General features: G+C 74.0%; 11 protein-coding genes and 1 riboswitch. Of the genes, 6 read left to right on the top strand and 5 right to left on the bottom strand.

Features of this window, described 5'->3' with window-relative positions:
- The first annotated feature begins 67 nt into the window (after positions 1-67).
- From AB0K10_RS28625 to AB0K10_RS28605, 5 genes are all read left to right on the top strand, one after another.
- A complete protein-coding gene (locus AB0K10_RS28625) occupies positions 68-2,008 on the top strand; it encodes an amino acid transporter (RefSeq protein WP_363688554.1) in 1,941 nt (646 codons plus the stop codon).
- An 84-nt stretch (positions 2,009-2,092) separates the two neighbouring features.
- Positions 2,093-2,204: riboswitch (SAM riboswitch) on the top strand.
- A gap of 34 nt (positions 2,205-2,238) precedes the next feature.
- Positions 2,239-2,349 (top strand): putative leader peptide, encoded by a 111-nt coding sequence (locus AB0K10_RS28620; RefSeq protein ID WP_363688552.1) that lies wholly within the window; start codon positions 2,239-2,241, stop codon positions 2,347-2,349.
- Between the two features lie 168 nt (positions 2,350-2,517).
- A complete protein-coding gene (locus AB0K10_RS28615) occupies positions 2,518-3,393 on the top strand; it encodes an ABC transporter substrate-binding protein (protein ID WP_363688550.1) in 876 nt (291 codons plus the stop codon).
- A gap of 39 nt (positions 3,394-3,432) precedes the next feature.
- Positions 3,433-4,212, top strand: coding sequence for an amino acid ABC transporter permease (locus AB0K10_RS28610; protein ID WP_363688548.1), 780 nt, complete (start codon positions 3,433-3,435; stop codon positions 4,210-4,212).
- Positions 4,209-4,955 (top strand): amino acid ABC transporter ATP-binding protein, encoded by a 747-nt coding sequence (locus tag AB0K10_RS28605; protein WP_363688546.1) that lies wholly within the window; start codon positions 4,209-4,211, stop codon positions 4,953-4,955. Before AB0K10_RS28610 ends, AB0K10_RS28605 begins: the two co-directional genes overlap by 4 nt.
- A 9-nt stretch (positions 4,956-4,964) precedes the next feature.
- Here the strand turns inward: AB0K10_RS28605 and AB0K10_RS28600 are convergent, their stop codons facing one another.
- The 3 genes from AB0K10_RS28600 to AB0K10_RS28590 form a co-directional block, all read right to left on the bottom strand.
- Positions 4,965-6,263 (bottom strand): hypothetical protein, encoded by a 1,299-nt coding sequence (locus tag AB0K10_RS28600; RefSeq protein WP_363688544.1) that lies wholly within the window; start codon positions 6,261-6,263, stop codon positions 4,965-4,967.
- Positions 6,264-6,407: 144 nt separating this feature from the next.
- Positions 6,408-8,030, bottom strand: a complete 1,623-nt coding sequence (locus AB0K10_RS28595; protein ID WP_363688542.1) for a Na+/H+ antiporter — start codon at positions 8,028-8,030, stop codon at positions 6,408-6,410.
- Between the two features lie 70 nt (positions 8,031-8,100).
- Complete coding sequence (locus AB0K10_RS28590; RefSeq protein WP_363688540.1) at positions 8,101-11,652, bottom strand: BTAD domain-containing putative transcriptional regulator; 3,552 nt, start codon at positions 11,650-11,652, stop codon at positions 8,101-8,103.
- Positions 11,653-11,822: 170 nt separating this feature from the next.
- On the opposite strand from AB0K10_RS28590, the gene AB0K10_RS28585 reads away from it, so the two are divergent.
- On the top strand, positions 11,823-12,002 hold the full coding sequence (locus AB0K10_RS28585; protein ID WP_363688538.1) for a hypothetical protein: 180 nt from the start codon (positions 11,823-11,825) through the stop codon (positions 12,000-12,002).
- A 17-nt stretch (positions 12,003-12,019) separates the two neighbouring features.
- Here AB0K10_RS28585 and AB0K10_RS28580 read toward each other — a convergent pair whose 3' ends face one another.
- Both AB0K10_RS28580 and AB0K10_RS28575 read right to left on the bottom strand, forming a co-directional pair.
- On the bottom strand, positions 12,020-14,179 hold the full coding sequence (locus AB0K10_RS28580; protein ID WP_363688537.1) for a hypothetical protein: 2,160 nt from the start codon (positions 14,177-14,179) through the stop codon (positions 12,020-12,022).
- Between the two features lie 8 nt (positions 14,180-14,187).
- A complete protein-coding gene (locus tag AB0K10_RS28575) occupies positions 14,188-15,105 on the bottom strand; it encodes an SDR family NAD(P)-dependent oxidoreductase (protein ID WP_363688535.1) in 918 nt (305 codons plus the stop codon).
- Positions 15,106-15,142: the final 37 nt, after the last annotated feature.

The raw sequence follows: 15,142 nt of genomic DNA, 5'->3' as shown, positions 1-15,142 counted from the left end.
CGAGACGGGCGCGTGAGGCCGGGCGGATACTCGCGGTGACCATGGGCGGAGGACGGGGGAAGCGCCGGTGCAGGGCAACAGGCGCGCCGGGCGGCTGCGCGGTTGGCTGCTCGACGGCGGTACGGAGCAGGCCGCGCGGCATCCCGGCCCACACGGGCGCCCGCCGGCGGATCGGCACCACCCGTGGTGGAAGGTGATGTGCCTGACCGGCGTCGACTACTTCTCGACGTTGGGCTACCAGCCGGGCATCGCGGCGCTGGCCGCCGGGGCGCTGTCGCCGGTGGCGACGCTGGTGCTGGTGCTGGTGACACTGCTGGGCGCGCTGCCGGTGTACCGGCGGGTGGCGGTGGAGAGCCCGCACGGTGAGGGCTCGATCGCGATGCTCGTACGCCTGCTGAGTTACTGGCCGGGCAAGCTGTTCGTGCTGGTGCTGCTCGGCTTCGCGGCCACCGACTTCATCATCACCATCACCCTCTCGGCGGCGGACGCGACAGCCCACATCGACGAGAACCCGTTCTGGCCGAGCGGTCTCAAGGGGCACGAGGTGGCCCTCACACTGCTGCTGGTGGCGCTGCTGGGCGCGGTGTTCCTCAAGGGATTCGGCGAGGCCATCGGGATCGCGGTCGTCCTGGTCGCGGTCTACCTGGCGTTGAACGCGGTGGTGATCGCCGACGCGCTGTGGCGGGTGGTGACCCACCCGAGCGCGGTCGGGGACTGGACCACCGCGCTGCGCACCGGGCACGGCGATCCCCTGCTGGTGGTTGGGCTGTCCCTGCTGGTGTTCCCGAAGCTGGCGTTGGGCCTGTCCGGTTTCGAGACCGGGGTGGCGGTGATGCCGCACATCCGGGGGGATCGCCAGGACTCGGAGGACCGGCCGTTGGGCCGGATCCGGGGCGCGCGGCGGTTGCTCACCACCGCCGCCGCGACGATGAGCGTCTTCCTGATCACCAGCAGCGTGACCACCACCGTGCTGATCCCGCCCGAGGCGTTCGAGCCCGGCGGTCCGGCGAACGGCCGGGCGCTGGCCTACCTGGCGCACCAGCACCTCGGCGGTGTGTTCGGCACCGTCTACGACCTGTCCACGATCGCGATCCTGTGGTTCGCGGGGGCGTCGGCGATGGCCGGGTTGCTCAACCTCGTACCCCGGTATCTGCCGCGCTACGGCATGGCGCCTGCCTGGGCGCGGGCGGTCCGGCCGCTGGTGCTGGTCTTCACCGCGGTGGCATTCCTGATCACCGTGGTCTTCTCGGCGAGCGTGGACGCGCAGGGCGGCGCGTACGCCACAGGGGTTCTGGTGTTGATCACCTCGGCGGCGACGGCCGTGACCCTCGCGGCGCGGCGACGGCGGCAGCGGGGGCGGACGTGGGCGTTCGGCGCCATCGCGCTGATCTTCGTCTACACCACAGTGGCGAACGTCGTGGAACGCCCCGACGGCGTCAAGATCGCCGCCTGTTTCATCGGCGGGATGATCCTGGTGTCCGTGCTGTCCCGGATCATGCGGGCCTACGAGCTGCGGGTCGACCACGTCGAGCTGGATCCGGTCGCCGCCCGGATGATCGACGAACGCGCCACCCGTCGGATCCGCCTCATCGCACACGAGCCGCAGCGCCGCGATCCGGCCGAGTACCGCGCCAAGCTGGCCCAGACCATGGCGGACAACGACTTCCCCGACGACGGCGACGTCATCTTCGTCGAGGTTCACATCACCGACCCGTCGGACTTCGAGACCGACCTGCTGGTGCGCGGCAGTGTGGCGCACGACAGTTACCCGGTGCTCAGCCTGACCGGCTCCTCGGTGCCCACCGCGCTCGCCGCCCTGCTGCTGGAGATCCGCGAACGGAGCCGGCGACGCCCGCACATCTACTTCGAGTGGAGCGAGGGTGGCCCGGGTCGCAACATCCTTCGCTACCTGGCGTTCGGGCAGGGCGCGATCGCCTCGGTCACCCGGGAGATCCTGCGCCGGCAGGAACCGGACCCGCGCCGCCGACCGCACGTGCACGCCGGTTGACCTGCGGGTCGAACCGTCGCCCGACGGTGAGCGTGGTCATAACGGCTGGACGGTCCACCGGTCGGAGCTGCTAGCCTCGGCGCAGGTCATGAGTGCCAGCGCGAAGCCCCGGCTCGCTGGCCGGCAACCCTCCTCCGCGGTGGGGTGCCCCGGGTGAAGACCAGGCACCGGCACGTCGTCGGCGCAAGCGTGGCCTGGCACCCAGGTCAGCACCAGACCCGGGAGACCGTATGCGCATCCTCAGCCCCACCCCACCGGCCGGTCGGCTCACGCCGACCCTGACCCGGCGACGGCACGTGGACCTGATGCGAATGTGCAGCGCGGCGTGTACCGCCGCCTGACGCGCTAGCACCCTCCCCCTCCCTCCCCTCCCCGGGCGCACCGCGCCCACCCACCCCGCTGTCGATCATGAAGTTGTTGCCCGCCCGACCGGCGTGTCGGGGCAACAACTTCATGATCGACCGGGTCGACGCACCCTTTTGGAGACACCCGTGCGATTTTCTTCTGGCTTGAGCCGCTTCGTTGCCCTGGGCGCGGCCGCCGTCCTGGCCACCACCGCGCTGACCGCCTGCGGTGACGACGCCTCGACCGACACCGCCGGCAACCCGTACGGCCTGGCGCAGGCCGGTGTGCTGCGCGCCGGCACGCTCACCGACGCCCCGCCGAACGTGTACCTCAAGGATGGCAAGTTCACCGGCTTCGACAACGACCTGCTGACCGCGGTCGCCGGCAAGCTCGGCCTCACTGTCGAATTCGTCGGCACCGACTTCTCCGCGCTGCTCTCCCAGGTCAACAACCACAAGTTCGATGTGGGCAGCTCCTCGATCACCATCACCGAGGCGCGCAAGAAGACGGTCGACTTCGGCAACGGGTACGACTTCGGCTACTTCGGGCTGGACGTGCCGGCGGGTTCGCCGATCACCGGGTTCGACCAGCTCGCCGGCAAGCGCGTCGTGGTGGTGCAGGGCACCGTCCAGGACGACTACGCCACCGGCAAGCAGCTCGACCCGGTGCGGGTGCCGGACTACAACGGCGCGATCAACCAGCTCAAGGCGGGCACCGCCGACGCGTGGATCGCCCCGGCGGAGATCGGCGAGAAGTCGGCAGCCGACAGCAACGGCAAGATCACCGTGGCGGCCAAGCAGCTCAGCCCGGCGCCGACCGCGTACGCCGTGGCCAAGGGCAGCGACAAGCTGCGCGAGGCGCTGAACAAGGGCCTCGACGAGGTCATCGCCGACGGCACCTGGAGCCGGTTGCAGGCCCAGTACTACCCGGGCCGGCCGATCCCGGCGGACTTCAGGCCGGGCAGCGGCACGGTGTCGGCGCCGTCGGCGTCGGCTGTGCCGTCGGCGTCGGCTGCGCCGTCGGCGTCGGCCGCTTCCTGAACTGGTGACGAGCGAGCAGGGCGGTAGGAGAGGCCACCGATGGATCCGTTGAGCACCCTGTGGGAGACCTTCTTCGACGCCGACGCGATGCGCGAGGCGCTGCCCGAGATGCTTACCGTCGGGCTGCCCAACACGCTGATCCTGGCGGTCTCCGCCGCCCTGCTCGGCACGGTGTTCGGCCTGCTGCTGGCCGTGGCCGGCATCTCCCGCAGTCGGTGGCTGCGCTGGCCGGCCCGCGTCTACACCGACGTGTTCCGAGGGCTGCCGGCCGCGGCGACGATCCTGCTGATCGGCGTCGGGCTGGCACCCTTCGGCATGCGGGTCTGGGGGCCGGACCCGTACCCGCTGGGCATCCTCGCGCTGTCGCTGATCGCGGCGGCGTACATCGGGGAGATCTTCCGCTCCGGCATCCAGTCGGTGGAGGCCGCCCAGTTGGAGGGCGCGCGGGCCCTCGGCTTCTCCTGGGCCGAGGCGATGCGGCTGGTGATCATCCCGCAGGGCGTCCGGCGGGTGCTGCCCGCCTGGGTCAACCAGCTCATCGCGCTGATCAAGGACTCCAGCCTGGTCTACTTCCTCGGCCTGGTGGCCAGCCAGCGGGAGCTGTTCCGTATCGGGCAGGACTACGCGGCCACCACCGGCAACGAGTCCGCGTTGCTGCTGGCGGGACTGTTCTACCTGGCGTTGACCGTCCCGCTGACGCACGTCGTGAACGCAATCGACAGGCGGCTGCGCCATGGCCGGCCGGCCACCTCTGCCGACGACGACGAGGACGACGACGCTCCGGCGCTGGCCGGCGCACCGGAAGGAGATCGGGGATGACCACCCTCGCGACCACCACCTCGGTAAGCCTCCAGGCACGCGACGTCCACCTCGCCTTCGGGCCGAACCGCGTGCTGCGCGGCGTCGATCTCACCGTGGCGCGCGGCGCGACCGCCTGCGTCATCGGGCCGTCCGGGTCGGGCAAGTCCACTCTGCTGCGTACGCTCAACCGGCTCATCGAGCCCGACCGAGGCGACGTGCTGCTGGACGGACGCAGCGTCCTGCGCGACGACCCGGACGCGCTGCGCCAGCGGGTCGGCATGGTCTTCCAGCAGTTCAACCTCTTTCCGCACATGAGCGTGCTGCGCAACGTCACCCTGGCGCTGCGTCGGCTGCGCAAGCTCGGCGAGGACGAGGCGACGGCGATCGCCCGCGCCCAGTTGGAGCTGGTGGGGCTCGCCAACAAGGCCGACGCCCGGCCGGCGCAGCTCTCCGGTGGTCAGCAGCAGCGGGTGGCGATCGCCCGGGCGCTGGCGTTGCGGCCCGAGGTGATGCTCTTCGACGAGGCCACCTCGGCGCTCGACCCGGAGCTCGTCAAGGGGGTGCTCGGGGTGATGGCCGACCTGTCCACTGCCGGCATGACGATGGTGGTGGTCACCCACGAGATGGGCTTCGCCCGGCACGTCGCCGACACCGTCGCCTTCATGGACCGGGGTGTGGTGCTGGAGGCCGGCCCGCCGGACCGGATCTTCGAGGGGGCCGAGCATCCCCGGCTCCGCCGCTTCCTCGCCCAGGTGCTCTGAGACGGACGCTCAGCCCGCCTGGCGGCGCAGGTGCCCGGCGAACGCCTTCAGGTCGCCGAGCAGTTCCAGGATGGCGTTCCGGTACGCGACCGACGCCCACAGGTGCAGCTCCTCGTCGTCCAGCCCGCCGAACGCCAGCGACAGCGCCTTGCGCCGGCGCCTGTCGAGCACCTTGTGCGGGCGGGCGAGCAGGCCGCCCTCGCGGCGCAGCGCCTGGACGTAGGCGGCCACCGCCTCCTGGTAGTGCCGCCCGGCGACCCGTTCCAGCAGGGTGAACTCGAAGACGTTCAAGGCCGCCTCGGAATCCCAGTAGGCGCTGTCACGCACCGGCGCGCTCGCCACGTGCCGGCCCATGGCGTGCCGGGCCTCGTAGAGCAGCAGCACCCCCCGACCGGTGGTGCTCAGCGGCCGGCGGGGCGTCGGCAGGCGCAGCGTACGCACCGGCGCCGCGGCGGTCAGGTCCACCGCGCCGGCGTACGTCGGCATGCGGTGCGTTCCCGAGGCCGGCTCGGGCAGCAGGCAGGCCCGCTCCTGGTAGGGCAGCGGGCCAGCACCGTGGGGCGCGGCGCGGACCGCTGCGGCGTGCAGCTCGGCCAGGGGCCTGTCGTCCGGGGCCCGGCCCGGCGGCAGGGTGAGCACGAGACCGTTGACGCCGGGCACCGGCACGCCCAGCACGCACGACTTGCGCAGGAACGCCCAGGTCGCCGCCGCCTCGCGGATGCCGCTCGCCACCGCCTGCGCGTCGGCCCGCCAGTCCTGGGCGATCCGCAGCCGCTGCTGGAGGTCGGCGGTCGCGGCGCCGTCGTGCGGGTACAACTCACGGACGGCCCGGGGCAGCGCCCCGAGGCGCAGCTCCAGCGGGTCGCCGGTGGGCGGGGGCACAGCGTGGCGGGGACAGTCGGCGGCGGAGTGCGGGTCACCGTCGACCGCGTGACAGTCCCCCAGCCAGCTCGCGCCGGGCGGACCGGCCGGCCGCGCGAACGCCAGGTGGGGCAGCCGGCCGGTCCGCAGCACCGTCTCGTACTGCGGTCGGGCGCGCCCGGCGCGCAGCACGTCCAGCGGCAGCATCGGCGCCAACGCCAGCACCCCCGCGAGGACGACGCAGTGCGGGCAGGCGTCGCGCACCCGGTAGTGGCGGCGATGGTCCACGCCAGGCTGCTCCCACTGGACACCGACGACCGCGTCGTCGGATGCCATCAGGTAGAGGAACTCGGTGGCGGTGCGCTCCCTGGTGACCGCGACCAGCTCGTCGAGGAACTCGCCCTCGGTCACCACCCGGGGCTCGGCCTCGCTCGCTCCGGTGGCCATGGGCACCCCCTCGCGAACCGAACACATCGACAGACGCCGAACCGCCTCTCACCGTACCCGCCGATGACGTGGCCGAACGTCCCGTACGGCGTGCGGCGGTGTCACCAATCCGTCAGGCGCGACCGGGCCGGTCACGGGGGGCGGTCACTCGTTCGGTCCCCGCCCCAGCAGCCGGATCTCCTCGTTGTCCAGGGCGGCCTGGAGCTCCTGGAGCACCAGGTCGTCGATCTCCCGGTTGTCGCGCAGCCGGGTCAGCTCCCGCCGCTTGTGGGCGAGGACGCCGAGGCGCAGTCGGCGGTCCAGCCGGCGTTCCTCGGCGGTACGCCCACCGCTCTCGTTGAAGTCCTCCAGGTGCCGCTGGTACTCGGCCCGCAGCCGACGGACCGTCTCCCCCTCGACGCCGACCTCGGCGGCGACGCGGGGGAGCGCGTCCAGGCCGGCCTGGGTGGCGCGCAGCCGGGCCTGCCGGGCCTCGTCGACACGTTCCGGGTCACCGGTCAGCCCCGCCCAGCGCACCACCAGCGGCAGGGTGGTGCCCTGCACCAGCATGATCAGGACGATCACCAGGGCGGCGACAAAGATGATCAGATCGCGTTCGGTCACCGGCGTGCCGGCGGTCGTCATCGTCGGCACGGCCAGCGCGGCGGCGAGCGACACGGCACCCCGGAAACCGGACCAGCCGGCCACGGTCCCCACCCGCCAGTCGGACGCCGACGGGTCCTGGTCCAGCATCCGGCGACGCAGCAGCTTCGCCGACTCCGCCGTCAGGTAGACGAACAGCAGCCGGGTGGCGACGACGACCGGGGTGACCACCAGCACGATCGCCAGGGCCCGGCCCGGCGAGGTGCTGGCGATGCCCTTCACCGCCCGAGGGATCTGCGTGCCGAGCAGCACGAACAGCCCACCGTTGATCAGGAACGTGGACAGGTCCCAGAACGCGTACGCCAGCACCCGGGACCGGGCGCGGATCACCCGTGGACCGGCGTAGGCCAGCACCAGGCCGGCGACCACGACGGCCAGCACACCGCTGGCGTGCACCGAGTCGGCGAGCAGGAACGCGGCGAACGGCGTCAGCACGCTCAGCGCCCCCTCCCGCAGCGGGTCGTCGAGCCGCTTGCGGATGAGCACCACGACGGCGCCCACCAGTAGCCCGGCGACGATTCCACCGATGCTGGCGCCGACGAACTCCTCACCGATGCCCAGCAGCCCCGGCTTGTCGCTGTGGGTGAGCAGACCCACGGCCACCGCGAAGATCACCAGAGCGCTGCCGTCGTTGATCAGACTCTCCGCGTGCAGGGTGGTGAGCAGCTTCCGAGGCAGGCGCTTGGCCAGGCCGGTGACCGCGGCGGCGTCGGTCGGCGCGAGGACCGCGCCGAGCACCCAGGCGGCAGCCGGGTTCACGCCGAACGCCTGCGCGGTCAGCGACACCGTCACCATGGTGAGCACCACGAGCACCACGGCGAGGAGCCCGATCACCGGCAGGTTGGCCCGGATCTCGCGCAGGCTGATGGTGAGGCTCTCCCGGTAGAGGATCGCGGGCAGGAAGATCAGCAGCACCAGGTCCGGCTCCAGGGTCACCTCGGACAGCGGCGGCACCAGCCCGAGCAGCACCCCGAACCCGATGAGCAGCACCGGCGGCGCGACCCGGTACCGACCGCCGAGGGTGGTGCCGACCAGGACGGTGACGCCCAGCACCACGATCAGGACGAGCACCTCCACGGCGTACCCCCTCGATCCCCGGCCGACGACGGACGGCGGTGGTTCCATCTGACCGCACCCCGGTTGCCGGTTCCAGGGGAACCGGCAAGTCGCCCGGCACGGGAGGCCCCGAGTGGGCTCAGGTCGGGTCGTCGGCGCGGGCGCGCCCGGTAAGCAGGCGGGCGGTACGGCGGTGCGCGGCGGCTTCCTCGTGGCGGCCCAGGGCGGTGGCCAGGTCGGCGAGGTGCCCGGCCACCGGGCCGACGCTGAGCACCCCGCTGCCGGCGGCCAGTTCGGCGGCGGCCGGCCGGAGCGCGGCGGCAACGCGCTGCATGGTGGGCCTGTCGTCGACGGCGAGGGCGGTCCGCGCGGTGAGGCACAGTCGCACCTCCCGCAGCAGGTCGCGCGGCCCGTCCGGGAGGATCCGCAGCGCCGCTCGGGCGTCGTCGCGGTGGCCGTCCGCGGCGAGCAGCAGCGGTCGGACCCACGGCTCGTACGGCCCCCAGTCCAGGCTCGCCCAGTCCTCGTCGTCCGGCCCGGGGATCGGCCGGTCGTCATGGGCCGGCCGATCGTCGACCGCTTCGGCCAGGCGCAGGCCGAGCAGCGCGAGCGGCAGCAGTCCGTGAGCCAGACCCGGCATGGCGTCGGCGGGGAGGCGTTGCGCGGCTGCCCGGTACGCGCTCGCCGCCGCCTCCCGGTCGCCGTCCAACGCCCGGCGCAGCGCGGCGTACCAGCCGGTGAAGACCCCCACCAGCGGTAACTCGTACCGCTGTGCGAGGCGGTCGGCGGCGCGGGCGTGCCCGTCCGCGCCGGCCCGGTCGGCTCGCGCGCAGCACGACTGCACCAGGATGAGGTGGCCCAGCACCTCGAAGGTCACCAACTGGCGCGCGGCGGCCAGGTCGACAAGCTCCACGCCGATCCGGGCCCGCGCGGCGGCCAGCCCGACGCGGTGGAAGGCGTGCATGAAGCGCGCGTTCAGCGCGAAGGCCAGCAACCCGGGGTCGGCGACGGTCCGGGCGATCCGCTCGGCCTCGGCGGCGGCCCGGTGGCCACGGTCGTCGGAGGTGCCGCGCAGCTCCAGCGCGAGCGTGCTCAGCAGCCGGCTGCGCTGCGCCGAGCCGGTCGGGCCGAGGCCGGTCAGGGCGTGCTCGGCGGCGCGGACGATCCGCTCGGAGAGCCTGTCGTCGTCGTTGCGGGTCCAGATCGCGGGCACGTCGAAGCCGGCCAGCACCTCCGCTGTCAGCCGGGGGTCACCGACCGCCTCGGCGTCGGCGATGGCCTCGGCGCGGTACCCGCGCGCCTGCGCCAACCGGCCCGTCACCGCCAGAGCGCGCCCCAGACCGAGCACCGCACTCAACCGCTCACGCCGCTCGGTGCCCCCGGCCCGGTCGTACGCGTCGACGACCTGAGCCCACAGCCGGGCCGCCTCGTGCGGGTTGCCGTCGCGTTCGGCCTGTTCCGCGGCGGTACGGGCGTAGCCCGCGGCCCGGAGGGCGGCAGCCGACCCACCGGCGCGCAGCAGGTGGTGGGCCACCGTGGCGGGGTCGACGGGCTGACGCCGCTGCAACGCCTCGGCCACGGCGGCGTGCCAGGCCGCGCGCCGCGCCGCGGACAGATCCGCGTAGAGCGTGTCGCGGACGAGGATGTGAGTGAACCGCAGTCGCCCGTCGGCTTCCGCCTCGGTCAGGAACCCGGCCTGCAACGCACGGTCCACGGCGTCCAGCAGCGCCGCCGGGTCGCCGGTCAGCGCGCCGAGCACGTCTGGGTCGACGTCCCGGCCCAGCACCGCCGCCTGCCGCAGCACGGTACGGGTCGGCGCGGGCAGTTGCGCGAGTCGGTGCCGGATGACGTCGCGCACTCCGGGCGGCACCGCCGCCAGCGCCGCGTCGCCCGCGCCGGCGTACAGCTGGACCAGCTCCCGGACGAAGAACGGGTTGCCGCCGCTGCGATGGTGGATCAGCCCGACGGTGGGCGGGTCCAGCTCCGTTCCGGCGAGGGCCCGGGTCAGCTCACCTGTCGCCTCGGGAGACAGTCCGCCGAGATAGACGCGCACCGGTTCAAGCCCGGCCGCGCGGGCCAGCGCGGCGGTCAGCTCCGGGCTGATCTCGGTGGCCCGGTAGGTGCCCAGGACCAGCACCGGCCCGGTGGCCTGCTGCGGCCCGGTGAGCAGGGCGGTGAGCAGGTCCAGTGTGTCGCCGTCGGCGCGGTGCAGGTCGTCCAGCACCAGCAGGAGGGGCGTCCGGTCGGCGACGGCGGAGACCAACGACGCCACCGCGCGGTGCCGACGGAACCGGGCCACGGCGGGATCGGCCGCGCCGCCGGAACCGGCCGTCCCGCCACCGCCCACCGGCCCGCCGGACCCGGCAGGCGCACCCGACCCGGAAAGCTCACCAGACCCGGCAGGCTCACCGGACCCGGCAGGCTCAGCCGCCCCCGGACGCTCACTCGACCCGGCAAGCTGACCCGACGCTGCCAGCCAAAAGCCCGACGCTGCCGGGCCGCCCGACCCCGCTGGCTCGGTGAGCGTGTCGGTGATCTGGGTCCACGGCCAGGCGGGTGGGGCACCCTCGTACTCGGGACTGCGGCCCCAGGCCGTGGTCCAGCCCTCGGCGGCGAGCTGCCGGGTCAGCGCCTCGGCCAGGGCGGTCTTGCCGGCGCCCGGATCCCCACTGAGCAGGGCGAGCGTGGGCCGGCCGGAGCCGGTGACGGCCTGGCCGGCGTCCCGCAGCCTCTCCAGCTCCGCGTCCCGCCCGACGAACGGCCGCTGCGCGTCCCGCCCGACGAACGGCCGCTGCTGCTCCCGCTCGGCGTCCCGCCGGACGACCGGTCGTTGCGGCGAGGGTCCCGTCGCGCCGTCCCGAAGGGGTTCGCCACCGTCCGGGACGGCCACGGCGGGGGTGGGGGTCAGGTGTGGCGCCTGGGCCAGGATGTCGGCCTCCAGCCGACGCAGCTCGGGCCCCGGGTCCAGACCCAGCTCCGCCACCAGGACGTCGCGGGCCTCGCGCAACGCTGCCAGCGCCTCGCCCTGCCGGCCGGAGCGGTACCGGGCCAGCGCGAGCAGTCGCCAGGCGTCCTCCCGCAGCGGATGGCTGGCGAGGTGGGCGGGCAGATCGGCGGCGGCCTCGTCCGGACGGCCCAGCGCGAGCAGCGCCTCGGCACGCCGCTCGACGGCGAGCATCCGCGACTCGTCCAGGCGGTTGATCTCCGCGACGGCCCAGAGGGCGCCCGCGCAGTCCGCGTACGCGGGCCCGCGCCAGAGCCCGAGCGCCTCGTCCAGCACCGTCAGGGCCGACGCGGGCAGCTCCCCGGTCAGCAGCCGTCCCGCCTCGCCGACGGCGGCCTCGAAGCGGTAGGCGTCCACCGTGCCCGGGGCGGCGCGCAGCGCGTACCCCGAGGGCTCGGTGACCAGGAGACGCGGTGGCTGCCGGGGCGGCCGGTCGGGCTCCAACGCCCGGCGCAGGTCGGCGACGAAGGTGCGGATCGCGCCCACCGCGCCGTCCGGCGGGACCTCCCACAGGTCGTCGACGAGACGTTCCACAGGCACCACCCGGCCGTGGGCGATCAACAACCGGGCCAGCACCAGGCGCTGCCGGTGGCCCCGCAGCGGGACCGGACCGCCCGCGGCGGTGGCGGTCACCGGCCCGAGCACGCCGAACGTCACCCCCACCGGTGGCGACGGTTGCCTGGTCATGGCACCAATCTAGGCGGACGCACCGGCCCGTACTGATTCGGCGCTGACCGTCCGCTGATCACCCCCGGGCAGCCTCGATGAGACGACGGCGACGGGCGCTCCGCCCGCCGGCCCCGCTCACCAGGAAGGTCTCCCGTGCAGCCGAGGATCAACGGATTCGACTACCGGCGGTGACCTGGCGATCCGAGCTGGGGCTGCTGCGCGAGCAGGTCAACCAGTTGCAGTTCGTCGTCCGGGTGCTGACCCGCACGCTGGACAGGTGGCGTACCGCGGTGCACGCCCCCGACGCCACCCTGCGCAAGATCCGGGCGGTGGTCGCGGAGTCCGAGCGGCTGTCCGAGGACCGGTGACGGACCCCGCCAACGGCTCATCCGCCGTCCGGGGAGCGCAGCCGGCCGACGAGGTCACGGACGGCCGCCCGGAACGCGGGGTCGGACTCGCCCGGGTGGTGTCCGCGCACCGGTGGCGGTCGACGCTCCCCCGGTGACGGCAGCAGGGCCGCGGGATCGCGCAGCCGCCGGTCCACGCGGCCCGCCGGATCGGCCTCCTCCGGCGGCGGATCGCCGGGCCGGTGCGCCGCGAAGATCCAACCGCCGACCGGGTCGGTGTCCCGCCAGAGGTTGAGCCACCGCCATTCGACCCGCTCCCCCACCTCGCGCAGCACCGTCTCGTCGAGGTACGCCGGGAAGAGCCGGGCGTAGAGGCGGTCCAGCGGGGAGCCGTAGGTGAGCAGCGCGACCCGCCGACGCACCGTCGGCGGCAGCCGCAGCACCGCGAGGGCCAGCAACGCCGAGCCGTGACTGTGCCCGCACAGCAGCACCCCGGCGTGCCGCTCGGTCAGGTGGCCGATCCGGTCGGCCAGCTCCGGCACCGCCCGGTCGGCGTAGCTCGGGGGCGCGAACGGGTGGGCGGCCCGGGGCCAGAAGGTGCCCAGGTCCCAGAGGATCCCGACGTACCGGCGGAACCACGCCGTCCGGTAGGCGAACACACCGCCCAACACCAACGCGAGGAGCACCGCGGCGAGGAGGTAGGTGCCCCCCGCGAGCCCCATCCCGACCGCACCGCCCGGCAGCCCGAGATAGTGCCGCGCCAACTCGTCCGGCTCGCGCCCGAACTGCCCGAGCAGACTCGTGGCCAGCCCGACCACCGCCAGAGACGCGTACGTGGCCGCCAGCAGGCCCACCCACTCGGTGAACCGCGCCCGGGCCACCGCCTTGGTGACCCGCCGCAACCGTCCGGTCGCCTCCGGCGGCGGCGCGGGAAAGTCGCGGGCAACGATCGCCTCCGCCGCCCCGCGACGGCGACGCCGGGACAGGAGGGTCATCGCCCCGCACAGCAGCACCGCCACGGCCACGTGCAGGAAGAAGGCCAGCAGCGTCCAGCGGTACGGCAGCGGCGGCCCTCCGTCGCCGCGGTAGCCGCCGAGCAGCACCCCCGCCTGGTAGACCAGACCGGCGGAGAACGCGCCGGTCAGGCCAACCGCGATGGCCGCGATCAGCGCCGCGCCCAGCCCTCGGGGCAGCGCGGACCGGCCGCGGTGCCACAGCACCACGCCGCTGAGCACCACCAGCAGCACCATCTGGCCGAGCAGGGCGCCGCCGGCGATCCCGTCGTAGCCGGGGAGCCCGGCCGACGACGGCCAGCCGCGCTCGTCGCGCGCGACGGCCACCAGGGTCGCCACCGTCAGACCCGCCGCCACCACGCCCGTCGCGCGGGCAGCCACCGTGGCGGTGCGGGCGGTCGCTGCCCGGTCGATCAGCCCCGGGGCGGCGAGCAGACCGACACCTACCACCAGGACCGCCACGCTGAGCGTCAGCAGCAGCGTCGTCCCGGGCGTCGCGCCGCCGCCGCGACGGGCCGTGAGGAGCAGAACGTCGAGTACGGCGAGCGCCGCGGCGACGTGGATCGCCCGCAGCCGCACCACAAGCGGCTCCACCGCCCACACCGGGTTGCCGGCCGGGCGGGAGCGGCGGGTGCCGAGCAGCCGCAGGACCCCGACGGCGACGATCGGCAGCAGCGCCGACACGGCCAGCCGCTGCCCGACAGGTCTGTCGTCCAGCCCGGCCAGGGTGTCGAAGGGCGCTCGGCAGGCTGCCGCGCCGAGACACCGCCAGGCGAGCAGGTCGAGGGCGACCCCGGCCATGGACACCACGTACACCACCGTGAGGTTGAGCGCGAGGAGCCGGCACAGCACGGTGACCCCGGCGGCGCCGCTGCCGGTGGGCCGCATCCACACCGCCGCGTTGCTGAGCATGAACGGCAGCAGGAGGACCATGGCGAGCGTCCGGGCCACAGTGCCCGCGGGCAGGTCACCCCAGCGGTACGCCTCGAGCGTCACCCCGTCCGGATCGGTGCCGTCCGACCCGTCGCGGCGGTGGAAGCCTCCCCGGGCGTCGCCCGCGACCTGCCGTACCCGCTCCGCGCCCAGGATGACCGTGGGCCGCGCCCCCGACACGCCGTGCACCCGCAACTCCACCACGTCGTCGCAGCGCGGTTGGTCGCCGTGGCGCGACGCTGCCTGCGGCATCGGGGCAGCTACGAGAGGAGGTCCGACGCCACGGTCCAGAGCCGCTCGGCGTTGCCCGGATCGACCGCGTACGCCGCGACGCCGGTGTAGTCGGCGGGCCGCTCCGTCCTCACCGGCGCCTCGGCGCAGTCCTCGAAGTAGCGACCGCCCACGCCGTCCAGGAGGGGGGACGCGGCGAGCAGCACCGAGGTGGCAGCGCCCTGCTGCGGTGTCTTCTGCCGCTCCTTGGGGGTACGCAGCCCGCCGGTGTGCTTCTGCAGACCGGTCGCGATCGCGCCGGGGTTCAGCGCGTTGGTGTGGATGCCCTCGCCGGACCAGCGGCGGTTCGCCTCGACGGCCAGCAACGCCTCGGCGCTCTTGGACTGCCCGTACGCCAGCAGCGGATCGTACGGGCGGAACGCGAAGTGCAGGTCGTCGAAGACCACGGGCGAGAAGAGGTTGCCGCTGGAGCTCACCGACACCACCCGGGCGCCACCGGCCGCGGCGAGCGCGTCGTGCAGGCCGACGGTCAGCGCGAAGTGCCCCATGAAGTTGGTGGCGAACTGCATCTCCCAGCCCTCGGCGGTGCGCTCCAGCTCGGGCAGCGCCATGATCCCGGCGTTGTTGACCAGGATGTGCAGCGGCTGGTCCCAGCCGGCGACGAATCGGCGTACCGAATCCTGGTCGGCCAGGTCCAGCTCGCGGGCCGTGACCCGGTCCGCGCCGATGCTGGCCGCGATGTCGGCGGCGGCCTGCTCACCCGCGCTGACCCGGCGTACCCCGAGCACCACCTCGGCCCCGGCGGCGGCCAGCGAGCGGGCGGTCTCGACGCCGATGCCTGCGGCGCCTCCGGTGATGACGGCCCGCTTGCCGCTCAGGTCGACTCCGGCGAGGACCTCGTCGGCGGTCGAGGCGAAGCCGAATGGCGTCGTGATTCGCTCAGTCATCTCTGCCCCTTGTCTCGAACACGCTTCCTGCCAAACA

It is taken from the genome of Micromonospora sp. NPDC049274, from assembly GCF_040678875.1.
In the GTDB taxonomy this organism is placed as follows: domain Bacteria; phylum Actinomycetota; class Actinomycetes; order Mycobacteriales; family Micromonosporaceae; genus Micromonospora.
This window is presented reverse-complemented; position numbering and strand designations above follow the sequence as displayed.